Below are 17,546 nucleotides of genomic sequence, written 5' to 3' on the forward strand. Positions count from 1 at the left end.
GCCGAGGCCACGCGGCTGACGCATCGGACGCCCTCCAGGCGCCGGTTCCCGGTCAGGCGGTGGCGTCGAGCGACGCGAGCAGAGCGAGGGCATCGGCCGAGGACGTGCCGGGCTCGGCGTGCAGGAGTATCGCCTCCAGCCCGACGACGCCGACCACCTGGAACTTCTCGACCATGAGTTCCAGGGGGCCGACCCGTGGGTGCCGCACCCGGAAGGTGACGCCCTGTGCCGAGCGCACGTCGTGGCGTCCCCACAGATGGCGGAACCGGTCGCTCTTGACCGACAGCTCCCCGATCAGCGCGTGCAGCCGCTCGTCGTCGGTGTCCGTGCCGGCCTGGGCCCGCAGATGGGCCACGGCGACGGCCGTGTACCGCTCCCAATCGGTGTGGTACTCGCGTGCCGCTCGGTCGGTGAACAGTACGCTCAGACGGTTCACGCCCGGCACCAGGTCCGGTGACAGGGCCCGGGCCAGCCGGTTAGCGGCCAGTACGTCGCTGTACTTGTCGAAGACGAGGGCGGGCACGTTGAGCGTCTGCAGCAGCGCGTCGAGGCCGGGCGGCACGTGCTCGATGGGCCGCCCGCGGCCACGGCGCGGCTTCGGACCCGCGAGCGACATCAAGTACGCCGTGCTCTCCGCGTCGAGCTGGAGCACGCCGGCCAGCGCGTCGATCACCTGGGCCGAGGGGTTGCGGTCGCGGCCCTGCTCCAAGCGCAGGTAGTACTCGACGCTGATGCCGGCCAGCAGGGCCACCTCCTCGCGCCGCAGCCCGGGCACCCGGCGCTGCCCGTGCCCGGGTGCCAGGCCGGCCTCGGCGGGAGTGACCAGTTCACGCCGCGCGCGCAGGAAATCTCCGAGGGCGTTGTCCACGACTCGAGCGTAGGTGGTCCCGCGCGTCGCCGGGTGTTCCTCCCACTACCAGGAACACCACCCTCTGGCAGGGTTCGGCAGCAGTCGTGAAGGTCGGTGGCATGACGGCAGAGACATGGTTCATCACCGGAGTCAACAGTGGTTTCGGACGGGAGCTGGCCCAGCAACTGCTCGCCCGCGGCGACCGCGTCGCCGGCACGGTCCGGCGGGAGGGCTCGGCCGACGACCTGCGGGCCACGTACGGGGACCGCTTCTGGCTCGGTCACCTCGACGTCACCGACCTGCCGAAGGTCCGTGAGGTCGTGGACGCCGCCTTCACCGACCTCGGCCGTATCGATGTGGTGGTGGGCAACGCCGGCTACGGTCTCTTCGGCGCCGCCGAGGAACTCACCGACGACCAGGTCCTCCACCAGATCACTACCAACCTCCTCGGCTCGATCCAAACCGCCCGGGCCGCGCTGCCGCACCTGCGCGCCCAGGGCGGCGGCCGGCTGATCCAGATCTCCTCGGTGGCCGGGCTGGCGGCGCACGCGGGGGCCTCGCTCTACCACGCGAGCAAGTGGGGGATCGAAGGGTTCATGGAGGCCCTCGCCCAGGAGGTCGCCCCGTTCGGCATCGGTGTCACCCTCGTCGAGCCGGGCGGTGCCCGCACCGCGTTCTCCCGCGGCAGCCTGCGCATCGGCGAGCCACTGGCCGCCTATGACGGGACGCCGGCCGCGTTCGTACGCCAGTTCAGGAAGACTCAGGTACCGGTCATCGGTGACCCGGCGCGGATCGCCGCCCGCGTCATCGACAACGCGGCGCAGTGGCCCGCGCCCCTCAGGGTCGTGCTCGGCAGCGACTCCTACCAGGCGGTCACCGGGGCCCTGCGCCGACGCCTGGAACAGGTGGAGGGCCAGAAGGCCACCGCCGCGGAGACGGACGCCACCGACTGACCGCGATGGACCCGGCGACGGGCACCCGCTGACGACGCAACGCCGTCACCGGTTGTCGTCCGTCGCCGCGGCGCTGGACAGGAACGCGGCGGGCGGGGCCCGGGCCGCTCACTTCGTACCGGACGGCACCCGACGGGTCCGAGTCCGCTCCACGGCCCGGGTGACCGCGGTCATCTCGACGCGCCGGGCCAGGGCGGGGACGTCCTCGCCCTCCCAGGCCGCCGTGTCCGGCTCCGCACGTGCGCGGCGAGCTCGCCGTCCAGCCGAGCACCCGCCGGCACTCGGTTAGGTGCGGATCCAGGCGTTGTCCGACCTGCCCACAGCGCTGTTCGTCGAGGAGATTTTCGGGCCGCAGGAGTAGCCCTTACGGGGGCGGTCGTCATGCCGAGCATCGTCTCGGAAACGTCCCGCAACCCACCTACGGGTGCCGCATCACCATGGGAGCACACCGGTGCGGTCGGTCACCGTGCCGGTGGGTGTGTCAGGCCCCAGGGTGGCGATGCGCACCGCTGCCTCAGCGCCCTCCTCGACGCTGTGCCCGATGTTGCCCGTGAACTCGGTTGCGGTCTGTCCGGGGTCCACCGCGTTGAAGCGGACGTCGGTGATCGTCTTGGCGTACTGCATGGTCAGCATGGTGACCGCGCTCTTCGACGAGCCGTACGCGGCGAGCGGATACAGGGACTCGACACGCTCCGGGTCATGGGTCAGCGTGAACGACCCAAGACCGCTGGTGACATTGATGACGGAGGGGACGGTTGCTGCTCGCAGGAGCGGCAGGAGCGCGTGTGTGACTCGTACGAGTCCGAAGACGTTGGTCTCATAGACATGGCGGATCTGGTCGGCCGTCATGTCCTCGGGTGCGGTCACCTCGCCGAGGATCCCGGCGTTGTTGATGAGGACGTCCAGGTGGCCGGCCTGCACGCGCAGCGTCTCGACCGCCGCGTTGACCGACGCGTCGTCGGTCACGTCCAGCTGGACGAAGTTGGCACCGAGCCGGTCGGCGGCCTTACGGCCGTTCTCGGCGTCGCGGGCTCCGATCCAAACCGTCTGGCCTGCCTGGACGAGGCGGCGCGCCATCTCGTAGCCGAGGCCCCTGTTGCCACCGGTGATCAATGTGGTCGTCATGTTTTCTCTCTCCTGACATGCCGTCGGTGCAGGTGCCCTGCGGGAAGAAGCGCCCGGGGGCACCTGCGGCGTTCGCGGTCCTGTAGCTCGTCGTCGCCGGCTCACTACGAGGGCGTTCTGCTCTAGTGGGCGGGACGGAAGGGGCGCAGCAGGCGGATGCCGTCCTCGATGGATCCTTCGATCAGTTCGAGCATCTGCGGGACGAGTTCCTGCATCCGGGGTGCGCCGAGGTGGGCGTCGAGATGGGCGCGTGTCTCCCAGCGTTCGTAGATGACGAACGCACCAGGCTGGCCCTCGACTTCGTGGGCCTCATAGTCGATGTTGCCCGCGTCGTTGCGGGAGGGGGTGACGGCTGCGGTGATGAATGCCTTGAGGTCGGCCTCCTTGCCCGCTTTCGCCGTCGTTTCCCAGATGACGGTCACGTAGCCGTTGGGTGTCGCGGTCATGGTGATTCCCTTTTTCGTTGTGTACTCACAAGCCTGTTTGTCGGCGTCGTGCCCACTCCGGTCACGCATCGATCGTGGAGGAGCAGGCACTGAGGCCCGGGGCCCCCGGACGAGGCCTTACTCGTCGGCCCTGCCGGCCTCAACTCTTGATGAAGTCGAGGAGGTCGACGTTGATGGTTTCGGCGTTCAGGGTGCACATGCCGTGCGACAGGCCCGGGTAGACCGTCAGGGTCGCGTTCTCGACCGACGTGACCGACAGCTCGGCGGAGACGGCGATCGGAACGACCTGATCGTCGTCGCCGTGCATGATGAGCGTGGGCACGTCGATCGCCTGGAGGTCCTCGGTGAAGTCGGTCTCTGAGAACGCCCTGATTCCCTCGTAGTGCGCCATCGCGCTGCCGGCCATCCCCTGGCGCCACCAGTTCCAGATGACGCCCTGGGACACGTCCGCGCCCGGGCGGTTGAATCCGTAGAACGGCCCGCAGGCGATATCGAGGTAGAACTGGGAGCGGTCGGTGGCCAGGCCCTCGCGGAAGCCGTCGAAGACCTCGATCGGCAGCCCTCCCGGGTTTGATTTCGTCTGGATCATGAGTGGGGGGACCGCTCCGATGAGGGCGGCCTTGGCGACTCGACCGGCACTGTGCTTGGCGACGTACCGGGCAACCTCTCCACCACCGGCGGAGTGACCGATGTGGACGACGTCGTGCAGGTCGAGGTGCGCCACGACGGCGGCGGCGTCCGCTGCGTAGTGCTCCATGTCGTGCCCGTGGCCGGCCTGCGCGGAGCGCCCGTGCCCCCGGCGGTCGTGGGCGATGACGCGGTAGCCCTGCTGGACGAAGAAGAGCAGCTGAGCGTCCCAGTCGTCCGAGCTCAGCGGCCAGCCGTGGTGAAACATGATCGGCTGACCCGAGCCCCAGTCCTTGTAGAAGATCTCGACGCCGTCGTCGCTGGCGACGAAGGGCATGGTGTGCTCCTCGTGGTCTCGCCCGAGCGCCGGGCGGATTCGATGTCCCCACGAGGATGCCTCGGTCACCGTACTGACAGCCTCCGTCAGCTGACTGACATCCGGCCGACGGGTTGCTTACGTCAGGGCCGGGGCAGCACAGTGGCCCGGCCGACATGCCTCACGGCCGGTCGGCCGGCGGCTGGGGAGGCAGCGCCTCGAGAGCGTCGCGGAGCGCGGCACGTGACGTGATCCCCAGCTTCGGGAACACGCGGTAGAGATGTGACGACACGGTCCGCGGCGAAAGGAACAGACGCGAGGCGATCTGCGGGTTCGACAACCCCACCGCCGCCAGCCTTGCGACCTCCAGCTCCTGAGGGGTGAGGCTCGCGCCGGCCTTGCCCCGGGCAGTCCGCGTCATGCCGGTGGCGCGGAGCTCCGCCGTTGCCCGGGCCTCCCACGAGCGGGCCCCGAGCTCCTCGAAGCGGCTCCGGGCAGCAGCCAACTGCTCCCGGGCGTCACGGTTGAGTCCTTGACGGCGCAACCTCTCGCCATACGCCAGATGAGCACGGCCGACCTCGAAGGGCCACTGCTCGATGCCCGGCAGGCCGAGCGCCTCCTCGAAGCACCCGGCCATGACCTCGGGAGCCGATGTCATCGCCGTGACCATGGCCGCGCTCAGTGCCAATCGCGACGACAGGCGGCCGATACCGGCGTCGCGCATCGCGTCCGCGTGCCGTCGCGCATCCGCGTGCCGCCCGGAGCGTACGGCCGCCTCGACGAGGTCCGGCGCGGACCACACGGCCTCGGGGTTGAAGGGCGGCAGCACACCGGGGGCGCAGATCGCCGTGGCGTGCCGGAAGGCCGTCTCGAAGTCGGCGGCGCCGAGGGCCGCCCGGGCCGCCGCCTGGTGGGCGCAGCTCTCCAGCCGCCGCAGGCCCCTGGGCCCCGACGAGCCCCAGATTTCCTCGCAGTGGTCACGGCACGCGTCGAGGTCCCCGCGCTGGGCCGCGGTCATCGCAGCGACGTAATGCCCCACCTGACCGAACAGGTGGTACCCCTTCTCCTCGCACAGCGCGATGAGCTCGGCCGCAGCGTCCGCCGACGACTGCCACCGACCGGCGTACAGGTCGTCCAGAGCCAAGAAGATCAGGCCCGGCATGCTCGCCCCCACCGCGCCGCCGTCGCGGATGACCCGGGACACGGCCTCACGACAGCCCGGGAGCCGATCGAGGTACGAGGCGGCCAGGGCGGTGCGGATGACCACGTCGGCGTCGGTCTGGCCTCTCAGCCGCGAGATCTCCTCGTCCAGGCGCCGCAGCATGTCGTCGGTGACGGAGCCGAGGTCGTGGTGGATGCGCCCCAGCGACACCGCCGCGGCGGGCGACGCTTCGGGAAGCCGGGCGAGCACGTCGACCAGAGGCTGCCAGTGCTCCTGCCGACCCGAGTACTGGCTGGCGAGCGTGAGGGTGAAGAGCGCGGTCTCCAGCTCGCCGCGTGGCAGTTCGGACGAGACCGGGGCCTGCTCGATCGCCTTCATCAAGAGCGCGTGGGCCGTGTCGGCGTCACCCTCCGTGACAAGAACCACAAAACCGGCAGCCGCAGCCGCCGAGAGTGACCGGGCCGCCGGGCCGCCCGGCACCTCGCGCATGATCTCGTGCGAGGTCTCCAGATGGCCTGCGACCCAGGCGGCGACGTAGGCGGCTTGCGACAGGCGGCGCCTGCGGGCCGCCTGGTCGGGGCTCAGCTCGGCTGCGCGCCGCAGCCTCGAGATCGCGCCGTCGGCATCGCCGCGCTGCAGGCTGCTCCAGGCCGCCGACTCGATGACGGCGGCGACCGCCTCGTCGGGCACCGTCGTGGCTCTCGCGAGGTGGTCACCGCGACGTTCGGGCTGGTCGACCAGTGCGTCGGCCAATCGGCGGTGGGCGCTGCGCCGCTGCTCGCCGGTGGAACCGTCAACCACCGCGGATCTGACCAGCGGATGCCTGAAACGCACGGCGCGGCCGTTCTCCGCGACCTTGACCAGGTGGTCGCGCTCCGCTGGAGCGAGTCCGTCAAGCCCACCCGGCCCGCCGGCCGCCTCGAGAACGCGCATGTCGCCGGAGCCCTCGAGAGCCGCGAGCAGCAGCAGGTCACGCGTTCTTTGCGGTAGTCGTTCGACGCGTGCGCCGTACAGAGCACGGACATCTCGCCCCGGGCCGCTCGCCCATTCCGGCCCTTTGCCGTGCCGATCGCCGGACACGGTGGTGGAGCCGGCGAACTCGAGTAGGGCGAGGGGGTTTCCCTGTGCTTCTCGCGCCACTGTCAGGAGGACCCGGCGAGGGAGGTGAGCGAAGCGCCGGGACAGCAGCCGCAGTGCATTCGCGTCGTTGAGCGGCACGACCTCGAGCTCTGGCAGGCCAGTGGGCTGGAACGACCCGCTGGACTCCGCTCTCCGGGCTCCGAGCAGCCCGATGCGGCGACCGCCCAGTCTTCTGGCGACGAAACCCACCGCGGATCGGCTCGCGTGGTCGACGACATGGAGGTCGTCGACCACGAGGAGCAACGGCTGCTCCTTCGCAGCCTCGCCGAACAGCGACAGTGCCGCGTTCAGGACGGCGATCCGGCTCGGCGCGGGGCCGACGCCGAGACCGAGCGCGACCTCGATGGCCTCTCTCATGGGGGGTGGCAGACGACCGAGCTCGCGCGACAGCGGGATGACGAGCTGGTGGAGCCCCGCGAAGCTGATATCCGTCTCGTACTCGACGCCGCTCCCGCGGATGACTCGGGTTCCCTTTGCGACCGCCAGCTCAGCGGTCGCGTCCAGTAGCGCCGTTTTCCCCACGCCCGGATCACCCGTGAGCAGGATGGCGGCTCCCTCCGTCCCAGCCGTGTCCAGGAACGTCACGAGCTCGGCGAGCTCGCGGTCTCTGCCAATCAGTCCGGTCAGGTCGAAGCCCCCGCCTGCCACTGCCTTCGCCTGCCTCGTATCCGCTGCGTCCCTCGTCCTGCCGCGCGGAGCAGCTGAACGACCGGCCGCGCGCATGAGCAGCAAGTATCTCACCGACAGATGGCGCCCGCGAAGCAGCGCTCGGCCCCTTCGGACGCCTCCTGTAGGGCGCGCCGGCCCGCAAGGCGACGTGCCCGCAATGAGGCCCGGCCACGCAGGCCGAGTGAGACTCGTCGTTTCACTCACCCCGGATCACGCGAAAGCGCACGCGATGGCGGAGTCACCCCGCTGGTCGGCTGAACGACCCGACGAAACCGAAACCGTCGCCTCCAGTGTGGCGTCCGTGCGCAGCAGCGGCCTCGGCGGTCACGGCTTCCATCAGAGACTCAAAGCCCGGGCCTTCGCCCAGGACCGGAAGCGGTCGTAGACGGTGGACCATGGCCCGTAGTCGGCAGGCATGTCCCGCCAGGGGCTCCCCGTGCGGAAGCACCAGATCACCCCGTTCAACTGCCGCCGCAGATCCGGAATCGGGCCCCGCTCGCCCAAAGGACGCTGTTGGCGAATTGAGGGTTTCGTACCTATGCGGGGTCCGGCCCACATAAGCCCAAAACCCACATTCGATGTTGCTGGGTTGCTGATGTACCGGATAAGCACCCGAGTCGCGCGGCGCTCGTTCCGGTGAACCCGCAGGTCGCCGATACCTTGGCGACGGCCATGTACCGGATATCCGTCCTTATCCGGTACATCAACCCGTGTCCGCCGCGCGCCGCCCATCAGGCTCCTCGCCAGTGGCAACACCTGGCGAATGTGGGTTTCGGGCTTATATGGGCCGGACCTCGTCCTGCCTTGCAACGGCCGGCCGCCGCGCAGGACGAACCCGATGACCTCGCCACTGTGGGGCATCCGTACCGTCAGCGTGCCGGTGGGGTGGAGTCCGAGAGTCAGCCGGTCTGATCGCCGGATCGGACCAATCGGCGTTCCCAGGCCAGAGCCGCGACCACACCGATGGCATAGGCGACCAGGTCCCATGGGTCGGGGAACGCGCCGACCAGGACACCGCCGATGCCCGGCGGGGTCATGCCGACTATTTGGTAGAACTCGACGGCGGCGGCGATCGCGGCCGTGGCCAGGGTGCGGCGTGCGGCGGTGGTGCGCCACAGCAGCCCCAAGAACGCGTAGACCAGCATGGTGGCGCCGACGTCGCTCACGTAACCGCGGATGAACGGTTGTCCCGGGCCACGGTAGAAGAGGACGAAGGCGCCGACGGCGAGGGCGACGCCACCCAGAAGGACCATGGCACGGCGCATGAGATCGACATCTTCTCCGAATCTCTATGATCAGGACGAACCTGATCATAGAGATCGTCCCTTATGGCGGCATGCTGACTGCGGCAGGTCAGCGACCGCGGTGGAGTGCCATGGCGACGGCATGCCAGCACGCTGGAACGTAGTGACGATCCATTCGGAATGAGGCCCGACCAGATGAAACAGTGCCCCGCGTGGTGCGAGGAAGAGCACTCCAACACCCGTTCATGATCCACCGAATGTGGGTTTTTGACCTTATGTGGGCTGAACCCCTATGCAGCTAGCGCCGCAAAGTGTGAGGTCCTCGTCGGGGCGAGGGGCATGCCCATCAGCCACGCGTCGATCCGCGTGAGGTTTATCGCCGCGGCGGTGAGCAGGTGCTGAAGATGGGTCTTGGCGGTCCCGCGGTAGCGGGACCGCCTGGCCCTGAACCCGTCGACGGCCTGGGCGACGGTGCCCTCGATGCCCTGACGGGCCTGGTAGCGGGCCTTCCATTCGGGGCTGTCTTGGTTGGTGCGGGCCTGTTGAAGCACCTCGTATTGCTCTCGGACTCGCAGCGTGATTCGGCGGCGGGAAATGCCGGCCCGGGTGCATTGGGGCCGTACGGGACACGGCGTGCAATCTTTCCGGGCGAACTGGACCCTGATGACCTCTCTGCCGCCCTTGTCCACCTCGTGTGCCCATCGCTTACTGATCTTGCCTTGCGGGCAGGTGATCGTCTCGTTGTCCCAATCGATGGTGAAGGCGCTGACGGGGATGGTCCCCTCGCCAGACTTCTGCCAGCTGGTGCCGGGCATCATGGGCCCGACCATCTCGACGTTATGGTCGCGCTTGGCTGCCACGACCACGTCGGCACTCATTATCCGGCGTCGACCAGGTGCTCGGCCGGCAACAACCCGCGCTCGACCAATCCCTCGTGGACGATGGGCAGCACGCCGTAGTCGCTGCCGGGTGTGCACGTCGGGGAATGGCTGCGGCTGCTGCGGACGCTGCTGGACGAGGTCAGCATGGTCGCCTCCCGGGCCGGCCCCAGCGCGGCCGCCCTCCTGCACCAGCTCTGGGACGCCGCGGACTTGCCGCTCCTGGCTGACCTGAACCTCTGGCGGCCGTACGAGCGGCTGAGCCTGCCCGTCGAGTCAGGAAGCGATGCTGCAGGCGGCGGCCACCGCGGTGCAACTGGCCGTGGACGGGAGGATCAATCCCGGCGGCACGCTCGGCCCGGCGCTGCACCCGGCTCCACAGCGGCACATACCACGATGACCGGCCGGACGGCCCGGACCTCAGCCTCGCGGCTGCGCCTGCTACTGCCGCAGCCGTGAGCCGTACGACCGGGAACGCGCCTTCATGATCCGCCAGGGAACGTCGCTCACGAGCCGTGGGGGTCGAGGGAGCCGACACCTGCCACGCGTTTCCTGTCCCCTGATCTGCAGAATCGGGGTTGGCTATGCCGAGGCGGCGCGCAGTGTCGCGGCAACGGCCGTCGCGTGGTCGGGGTCGGCCATGATCTGACCTCCGTGGACCAGGGGGAAGTGAGTGTTGTAGGCGGCCCTCCTGGCGTCGGGTGACAGGGCGTGGCGTACTGATCTCCCCGCCTGCCAGCGTGGCCGGACTGCCTCCCGCTCCGCTTCGTCCGGGCGGTGATGCCACCTGCAGCTCGGGCAGGCCGGCATGCCGGTCGCGGTATCGATGGAGAAGATGGAACGCCTGACGTTCGGGGAGCGGTGCGGATCCGCAGATGGGCCGGCCATCCACTCGCCGGTGGCCCCGTCGATCGGATGGCCGGTCAGCTCCGACTCGTAGCCGCGGATGAGCTCAGCGAGCGGGGAGTCGTGCCCGACCGGCCTCGTCTCGCCCCGCTCCGCCGAAGCCAGTGCGGCGGCGAGCACCGGGTGGTCGGCCACACCGGCCAGCTCGCACTGGCGTCGGGCTTCGGCGACCGCGGCCCGCCGCTGGAGGTCAGGGGAGGCATTGTCGATGGCCTCGGCGAGCTCCCGGTTGAAGGCCCGCAGGGCGTGCCGGGCGAGCGGGTCACCTTCCCGGGGATCGTCGGGAACCGCGTCGGTGATGACCCCGCCCAGCAGCGGCCCGTCCAGCAGTGCGGGGGTGAACAGCACTCCGGAGATACGACTGGCCAGCGCGAGGGCCGCAGGAACGGAGCCGGACAGGTACTGGTACTCCTCATCCGGTTCGGGTTCCAGGCCTAGCTCGCGCATGTCCTCATTCAGCGCGTCGGGGTGGCTGCCCCAGCGCTCCTGGGGCGTCTGCGGGCGAAAGGCCGTCCGAATCCGACCGTCTGCAGCGTGTTCGAAGTCATGCGACGCCGCGTAATTGTGGCGCATGACAGAGACGGCCTCACCGCCGTCGCGGGTCAGCTCGCGCAGGGTCTCGGGCCGGGTCCCCTCCCACCCGCTGTACTCGAAGGCGATCGTCCAGTCGCCAGCCCGGGTCACCAGCACCATGTCGCAGCAGCCGTCGGTCTCCTCAATGCGCTCCATGACCTCCTCGTCGTCCACTGGATGGATGTTGTCGTCGGCCACGCCGAACCGCCGGAGCGTCTCACGCTCGTCCAGGCCGCGGACGAAGGTGACGGTGTAGATCTCCTCCGCCCAGTCGTCCTCCCACGCGTAATCCGCGGGCATGATCTTGCGCATCGGTCTCCCCAGTTCGTCCCTCTCATGATCACGGGTGAGTATGGCAGGCGGATCCGACATCCCTGACGGCAGAAAGGATCGGCTCGTCGCGCGTCCGGCCCAGCAGTTCCGTGGCCAGGTGGGAGGGGCGGCGCAGCGGGAAGGCGGCGGCGAAGCTGGCCAGCAGGGTGCTCGACTCCCGGTCGGGCTGTCAGCGCGGCAGGACGGAGGGGGCGAAGCGGTTCTCCAGCTGGTCGTCGGAGCGGATCGCCAGGTAGGCGTCCCGGGTGCCGACACCGACCAGCGGGATCTGCAGTTCGTTGCCCAGGAAGCGCAGCAGGTTGAGGAACTCGCGGCGCGCCTCGCCGCGTCCGGCAAGCACGTTGTGCAGTTCGTCGAACACCAGCATGCGCGCGCCGGCCTGGCGCAGCAGCCGCACCGCGAGCTGCTCCAGTTCGGCCAGCCGCTGGCGGGGGCGCAGCGGCGCGCCGAGCACGGTCAGCAGCGCGGTGTAGAAGCGGGCCATGAACGCCATCACCCCACCGGCCGCGGCCTTCGACGCCGCCTTTTCCTCCGAGAGCTGACCTCTCTTCCCAGCTCTCGCGAGGCGAGGGGGCCGGGTGACGACCACGCCACCCGGCCCCCGGCTGCGCTCACCGAGTGGTCACGACGTCGTCGGACCGTGGACGACGGCCGGTGGGACGGCTCGGTCTCCGGTGGCGGGTGGGGGCGCGTGTACCTTGATCGGCTTTGGTGTGAAGTGCTCGGGTCTGCCCGGGGTGGCCGAGGTGGTGGACGCCGCCGTCTCGCCGATCTCGGCGCCCGTGCCCTGGGCGAAGAGGGCGGTGTCGCTCGCGAAGTCCAGCCAGAGTCCCGGCACCGTCGTGTCGGTGGACGAGGTGCTGGTCTGGAAGTTCTGCTGCCACAGTGCGTAGACCACAACGTCGGGCGTGTTGGGCTGCAGCGGGTTGTGGTCGCCGATGGACACGTAGGCCGGCCAGGTGCTGGACGAGCCCCCTGCGATGTGGGTCGCGCCGTTGACGTAGGTCCGAAGGCTCGTCATGTTGTGAGCGCCGGGGTCACGGCCGTAGACGGTGTAGCGGTAGGCGAGCGCGTGGCCGTCCTTGCTCAGGAAGACCGGATCGCCGTGTCCGTCGGTGCCGTTCTTGACGAGGCAGTTGGAGGTGGTTGGGGCGGCGCCGCCCAGCGGCATGACCACGAGGCATGATCCGAGGTCGGGTGCCGGGGTGGGCGGGGTGTAGACGAGGGCGACCTTCTGCCCGTCGCCGGAGATGATCGGCTCGGTCACGTCAGAGCCGGGGAAGATTTCTTTGGTGGTGCCGGCGGCGGCGTCGTAGAGCCAGCTGTGATTGTGCTTGTCGGCGCCGTACGTGGACCACACGACGCGGTTGCCGTCGCCGGAGAGCATTCCCCTGCCGGGGGAGAGAATCGGGCACTGCGGGCCACCGCTGCCCGTGCATGTCGTCAACTGCTGCGCGGCGGCGCCCTTGGCCTGACGGTAGAGGTTTCCGCCCTTCGTATAGATGACCGCCTGCCCGTTGTCGCTGACGCCCCAGATGTCACTGCCGTCCTCGGTCGCCCACGATGCCCCCGCGGCGATGTCGCGGATGATGCCTCTGTGGACGCTCGGGGCGTTGTAGCTGAAGCCGGTGTAGGCGACCACGTTGCCGTCTCTGCTGATCAGCGGGTCGGTGTACATGGTGTAGCTGGGCAGTCCGTCCGGCTCGATGGAGGCCACGACGAAGGGGTTCTGGAGGGTGGAAAGGTCCTTCCTGACGATGTACGGGTACCTGCTGGCCGGGTGGTAGTACGGGGAGTCGTGCGGCATGAGGTTGCTGCGTCCCTGGGTGATGAAGACGATGTACCGTCCGTCGCCGGAGATGGTGCCGCCGTTCATTCCGCCCGCCGCGCCGGTGGAGTCGGGCCTGCTCGGTTGCTCCGTGCTGCTGGCCAGGTCGAGACCGTGGGGCGACGGCGGCCCGGGGAAGGTCACGTCCAGCGGGGTGAAGGTCTGCGGCTCGGAGGGCGGACCGACCCCGTTGCTGTTCCTGGCCAGCACCGAGATGACGTACGCCACCCCCGGGGTGAGCCCCTGGAGCAGCTGGTGGGTGGCGTCCGCGGCCGCGTACGCCACCGTGACCTTGCGCGTCCCGAACTCCTGCGCCGTGATCACATAGCCGGTGATCGGGCTCGCGCCGACGTCGGTGGGCGGCTGCCAGCTCACCGCGACGCCACCGACGGCGGGCACGGACCAGTCCTTCTCTATGGTGGGGGCAAGGGGTCCGCCGAAGCTGCCGCCCACCGTCATCCTCGCCTGGGCTTCCAGCTCGTCGTGCGTGCCCGACGCGGGTGTCTTGGCCTGAATGACGAACGTGCCCGGATGGTCGGACAGGAACGTCCCGCCGCTGTCGATCGTGGCGGAGGTGTCGTCCTTGATCGACCATTGCACCGGCACATCGTCGGGCAGGTGGGAGACGGAGTGACGGAACGTGTACGGCAGCCGGACCGAGGTCGTCGCGGCCTGGGGGACGATCAGCAGTCCCGTGTACGGCCCTCCGGCGGCAAGCGTGACGAAATAGTCCATCAGGTCGTCTTTGCGGAACGGCGAGAAGTCCTTCTCCACGGCGACCAGGTCGAGCGCGACGCCTAGCTTCGCCCCCAGCCGCAGCTCCCACCAGGGGTCCTGAGTGGTGTCCGCCTTGAGCTGCACGTACGGCGTGACCGCGGGCGCGGGGCCGGCGATGTGGTCGATCAGGAACTGCAGGTCCAGTGGAGTGGAGACGGTGATGTTGGCGTCGCCGTAGGCCTGCACCGTCTTGCTGAACGCGCCTCCCTCGCCGGTGTTCACGCCGTCGCACGAGCTGCTCGACAGTGACAGGTGGCACTTCATTCCGACCGTGCGTTCCCAGGTGACGGCGTAGGTGACGCCTACGCTGCCGTCCGCCTCGAACTTGAGCTTGACGTTGGCCCGCACGCACATCACGGTGAACGGGGCCACGGTGAAGCAGGGACCTTCGACGTAGCCCAGCTCCTTCGCCGGTGGCGAGACCTCGGCGGCGAAGCCGATCTTGCCGCGCGCCTCGAAGGAGAAGTCCGCGGTGAGGCCGAAGTCGGCGTAGGGGTTGGATCCACTCAGCCTGAAGTGGAACTTGGCGTGCGGCGTCAACTGGCCCTGCGCCTCGATGGCGGCGCTCATCGGCAGCCTTCCGCCGGCCCCGAACTTCTTGCTGACCTCCAGGATGAGGCTGCCGCGACGCCAGCCCACGCTCGCCGGGGAGACCTGGCCGGCGGCGAGCGGGCGGACGGCCCTGCCGTTCACCGTGGGCGTGACGACGCGGACACCGGGCACGGTGGGCACGAAGGTCAGGTCGCCGTTGTCGAGTGGCACGTCCAGCCACATGTCACCAGCGGCGTAGACATCGGCGAGCGCCGCCGATGTGGTGGTGACGATGAACAGACCGTTCTGCTTGGTGACCTGGGAGACCCGGCCCAGGAAGCCCTGAGGAAGCATTTGCGTCACCGGGCCGTAAACGATCGTGCCGACGGCCAGGGCGGCGATCTCGGCGGGCGGCTGCTCGAAGACGAGCGTGCCGTCGGAGTGGACCGCACGCAGGGTGGCGAGGTCGGCGTTGGACAGCACGAGCGGCGCCTGCTTGAGGCTCTTGGCAGGCAGCAGCGGGTCGGTCGGGTCGCTCGGCGGGCTCACCCCCGCCGCGTTGGCCGCGGTGACCGTGAAGGTGTAGGCGGTGGTAGTGGTCAGGCCGGTGACGGTCGCGCTGGTGGAGGTGCCGGTCACGGTCTTCCCGCCGGGGCTCGCGGTCACGGTGTAGCCGGTGATCGCACTGGTGCCCGGATCGATCGGCGGCTGCCAGGAGAGCGTGATCGAACCGTTCTCGCTCGCGGCGGCGGCGATGTGGGTGGGCGCGCCCGGTGCCCTGGCGGCCGCGGGGGTGACGGGATCGGCGGTGGCCGCCTCGCTGGTGCCCGCCGCGTTGGCCGCGACCACCGAGACCGTGTACGCAGTGCCGTTGGTCAGCCCGGTCACCCGGGTCACGGTCGTGCCCGCGGGGACGTTCACCGTGACGCCGCCCGGACTGACGGTCACCGTGTAGCCGGTGATGGGCGAGCCGCCGTCCAGCGGGGCCGCCCACTGCACGTCCAGAGCCTTGTCGGCGGAGAAGACCTGCAGGGCGACCGGCTTCAGCGGAGCGACCGCCGCGACGGGTACCACCGGGTCGGACGGCCAGGAGGGGTCGCCGGTGCCCGCGGCGTTCACCGCGGTCACGGTGAAGGTGTAGGCGGTGCCGTTGCTCAGTCCCCCGAGGACCGCGCTGGTCTGCCCGGCGGAGACGCGCAGGGTGGCACCGCCGGGCGAGGCCGTGACGATGTATTCGGTGAGGCCGGTGGCGCCGGTGTCCGGCGGGGTCCAGGTGACCTCGACGGCCGAGTCCCGCGGTTGCACATCGGTGACGAATGGTTTGCCGGGCGGCGTGGCCGGCCCGGGTGTCACCGGATCGGAGGGCGCGGAGGCGGCCGAGGTGCCGACGGCGTTGGTGGCGGTCACGGTGAAGGTGTAGGCGGTGCCGTTGGTCAGGCCGGTCACGGTGGCGGTGGTCGCGCTGGTCGTGGTCGCCTTCGCCCCGCCCGGGCTCGCGGTCACGGTGTAGCCGGTGATGGGAGAGCCGCCGTCCGACGGGGCGCGCCAGCTCACGACGGCCGAGCCGTCCCCGGGGCTCGCCGTGACACCGAGCGGGGGGCCCGGCGGCGACACCGCAGCCCGCGGTGTGACGGGAGCCGAGGGCGCGGAGGCGGCCGAGGTGCCCACGGCGTTGGTGGCGGTCACGGTGAAGGTGTAGGCGGTGCCGTTGGTCAGGCCGGTCACGGTGGCGGTGGTCGCGCTGGTCGTGGTCGCCTTCGCCCCGCCCGGGCTCGCCGTCACCGTGTAACCCGTAATCGGGGCGCCGCCGTCGGCGGGGGCGGTCCAGGAGACGGTCGCGGAGGAGTCGCCCGCCGTCGCGCTCACCCCGTTGGGAGCCGACGGCACGGCCGGCTTCTTGAAATACGCGAAGGTGTCCACCGCGAGGGTCACGGAGGCGGAGCCGGCGTTGCGGACGGCGAACTTGCCGTCGGCGCCCAGCTTGACCGGGACCTGGTTGGACCACCAGTCGCCCGCCTGGTAGACGATCGAACCCCCGGACGGCGGACTCGCCTGATCGGAGGGGTAGACCCGCAGCGTGCTGGCGGCGGTTCCCTTGGCCGTCAGGTTGACGGCGACCGCGCTCACGCCAGTGGCCGGCACGCCGCCCGCTCCGAGCGGTGAGACGGTGTAGGTGCCGTTCGCGGCGACCGTGACGCTGCTGGTGATACGCGCCGGCGTCACGGGCACCGCGGCGGACCCGCCCGTGGTGGCGGAGGGCGCGGCGAAATAGCCGGCGACGTCGGCGTAGACGGTCAGCGCGGCGGTGCCGTCGTTGTTGATGGCGATTTTCCCGTCGCTGCCGGGTGCCGCGATGACGAGGTTGGACATTTCACTGGACGGGCGGTAGTCGATGTCGGAACCGCTGGGGATCGACGTGCCCGACGGGTAGGCGATGACCTTGCTCGACGCCGTGCCCTTCACGATGAGGTGGAAGACCACGTACGCGACACCGGTGGCCGGAACCCCTCCGGTGCCGGTCATGGTGAAGGCGGACGTGCCGCCCGCGGCCACCGTCTGCTTGCTGACGACCCGGGCCGTGTCCAGGGGTACGTACGTCGCGCCCGCCGTCGACCCGGCGGCGGAGGTGAAGTAACCGTGGATGTCGGCGTAGACGACGGCGGCCGAGCTACCGGTGTTCTGCACCTTGATCTGGCCGTCGCTCCCGACCTTGACGATCAGCAGGCCGTCGTCGTACACCCCGGAGCGATAGCGGGTACCTGTCACAGCCGGGGCGGCCGTCAGATCCGACGGGTAGACGATCAGGCCTCCGGCGGCGCTGGCGCCCTTGGCCGCGATGTTGATCGCGACAGCCGAGACCCCGGTGGCGGGAACGGTACCGACCCCCGTCACCTTGACCGTCGTCGTGGCGCCGGCCGCGATCGAGACGTTGGAGAGCACTCGGACCCGTGCACCGAAGTACTGGCCCGCGGCGGGGCTCAGCGCGGCCGCGGACTGGGACGCGACCTGGCCGGCGGGCGAACGGGGAGGCGGGGACGGCGCGGACTTCGCCGCGACGGCGGGCACCGGGAGCGTGACCAGCGCGCTCGCCACGAGGGCGAGCGCCGCCAGGAAGCTCAACCAGCGATTGCTCATGGGGGGACTCCTCATCCGAGGGTCGCGGGGGGGGTGACGACGTCGTCAGGGCC

Annotated in this window: 12 protein-coding genes and 1 pseudogene; 1 reads left to right on the top strand and 12 read right to left on the bottom strand. The window is 70.0% G+C overall.

The genetic code is table 11. The features are described from left to right. Window positions 1-52: 52 nt before the first annotated feature. Window positions 53-868 (bottom strand): helix-turn-helix domain-containing protein, encoded by an 816-nt coding sequence (locus FLW16_RS38255; RefSeq protein WP_142565899.1) that lies wholly within the window; start codon window positions 866-868, stop codon window positions 53-55. A 101-nt stretch (window positions 869-969) separates the two neighbouring features. On the opposite strand from FLW16_RS38255, the gene FLW16_RS38260 reads away from it, so the two are divergent. Then, the gene (locus FLW16_RS38260; RefSeq protein WP_142565900.1) at window positions 970-1,803 is read left to right on the top strand and encodes an SDR family oxidoreductase; all 834 of its coding nucleotides are present in this window, start codon (window positions 970-972) and stop codon (window positions 1,801-1,803) included. A gap of 432 nt (window positions 1,804-2,235) precedes the next feature. On the opposite strand, the gene FLW16_RS38265 is transcribed toward FLW16_RS38260, so the two are convergent. From FLW16_RS38265 to FLW16_RS38310, 11 genes and pseudogenes are all read right to left on the bottom strand, one after another. Next, the gene (locus FLW16_RS38265) at window positions 2,236-2,928 is read right to left on the bottom strand and encodes an SDR family NAD(P)-dependent oxidoreductase (protein ID WP_142565901.1); all 693 of its coding nucleotides are present in this window, start codon (window positions 2,926-2,928) and stop codon (window positions 2,236-2,238) included. Between the two features lie 122 nt (window positions 2,929-3,050). Then, window positions 3,051-3,374 carry a putative quinol monooxygenase gene (locus FLW16_RS38270; protein ID WP_142565902.1) on the bottom strand — a complete coding sequence of 108 codons (324 nt, stop codon included), beginning with the start codon at window positions 3,372-3,374 and terminating at the stop codon, window positions 3,051-3,053. Window positions 3,375-3,513: 139 nt separating this feature from the next. Then, window positions 3,514-4,338 carry an alpha/beta fold hydrolase gene (locus tag FLW16_RS38275; RefSeq protein ID WP_142565903.1) on the bottom strand — a complete coding sequence of 275 codons (825 nt, stop codon included), beginning with the start codon at window positions 4,336-4,338 and terminating at the stop codon, window positions 3,514-3,516. Window positions 4,339-4,498: 160 nt separating this feature from the next. Then, window positions 4,499-7,267 (bottom strand): AAA family ATPase, encoded by a 2,769-nt coding sequence (locus FLW16_RS38280; RefSeq protein ID WP_221891485.1) that lies wholly within the window; start codon window positions 7,265-7,267, stop codon window positions 4,499-4,501. A gap of 357 nt (window positions 7,268-7,624) precedes the next feature. Beyond that, window positions 7,625-8,275 (bottom strand): transposase, encoded by a 651-nt coding sequence (locus tag FLW16_RS46340; protein ID WP_142565904.1) that lies wholly within the window; start codon window positions 8,273-8,275, stop codon window positions 7,625-7,627. After that, the gene (locus FLW16_RS38290; protein WP_185949776.1) at window positions 8,188-8,541 is read right to left on the bottom strand and encodes a DUF2809 domain-containing protein; all 354 of its coding nucleotides are present in this window, start codon (window positions 8,539-8,541) and stop codon (window positions 8,188-8,190) included. The genes FLW16_RS46340 and FLW16_RS38290 overlap by 88 nt, the downstream gene beginning before the upstream one ends. A gap of 281 nt (window positions 8,542-8,822) precedes the next feature. After that, on the bottom strand, window positions 8,823-9,398 hold the full coding sequence (locus FLW16_RS38295) for a transposase (protein ID WP_185949777.1): 576 nt from the start codon (window positions 9,396-9,398) through the stop codon (window positions 8,823-8,825). Window positions 9,399-9,409: 11 nt separating this feature from the next. Further along, complete coding sequence (locus FLW16_RS44150; protein WP_185949778.1) at window positions 9,410-9,559, bottom strand: hypothetical protein; 150 nt, start codon at window positions 9,557-9,559, stop codon at window positions 9,410-9,412. A 433-nt stretch (window positions 9,560-9,992) separates the two neighbouring features. After that, entirely contained in the window at window positions 9,993-11,201 is a 1,209-nt protein-coding gene (locus tag FLW16_RS38300) for a DUF6461 domain-containing protein (RefSeq protein WP_142565907.1), read from the bottom strand. 82 nt (window positions 11,202-11,283) lie between these two features. Continuing rightward, window positions 11,284-11,700 (bottom strand): annotated as a pseudogene (locus FLW16_RS38305) (TniB family NTP-binding protein); the annotation flags it as partial. A 144-nt stretch (window positions 11,701-11,844) separates the two neighbouring features. Next, the gene (locus FLW16_RS38310) at window positions 11,845-17,493 is read right to left on the bottom strand and encodes a fibronectin type III domain-containing protein (RefSeq protein WP_185949779.1); all 5,649 of its coding nucleotides are present in this window, start codon (window positions 17,491-17,493) and stop codon (window positions 11,845-11,847) included. Window positions 17,494-17,546: the final 53 nt, after the last annotated feature.

This window comes from Microbispora sp. KK1-11 (genome assembly GCF_006874435.1).
Lineage (GTDB): Bacteria > Actinomycetota > Actinomycetes > Streptosporangiales > Streptosporangiaceae > Microbispora > Microbispora catharanthi.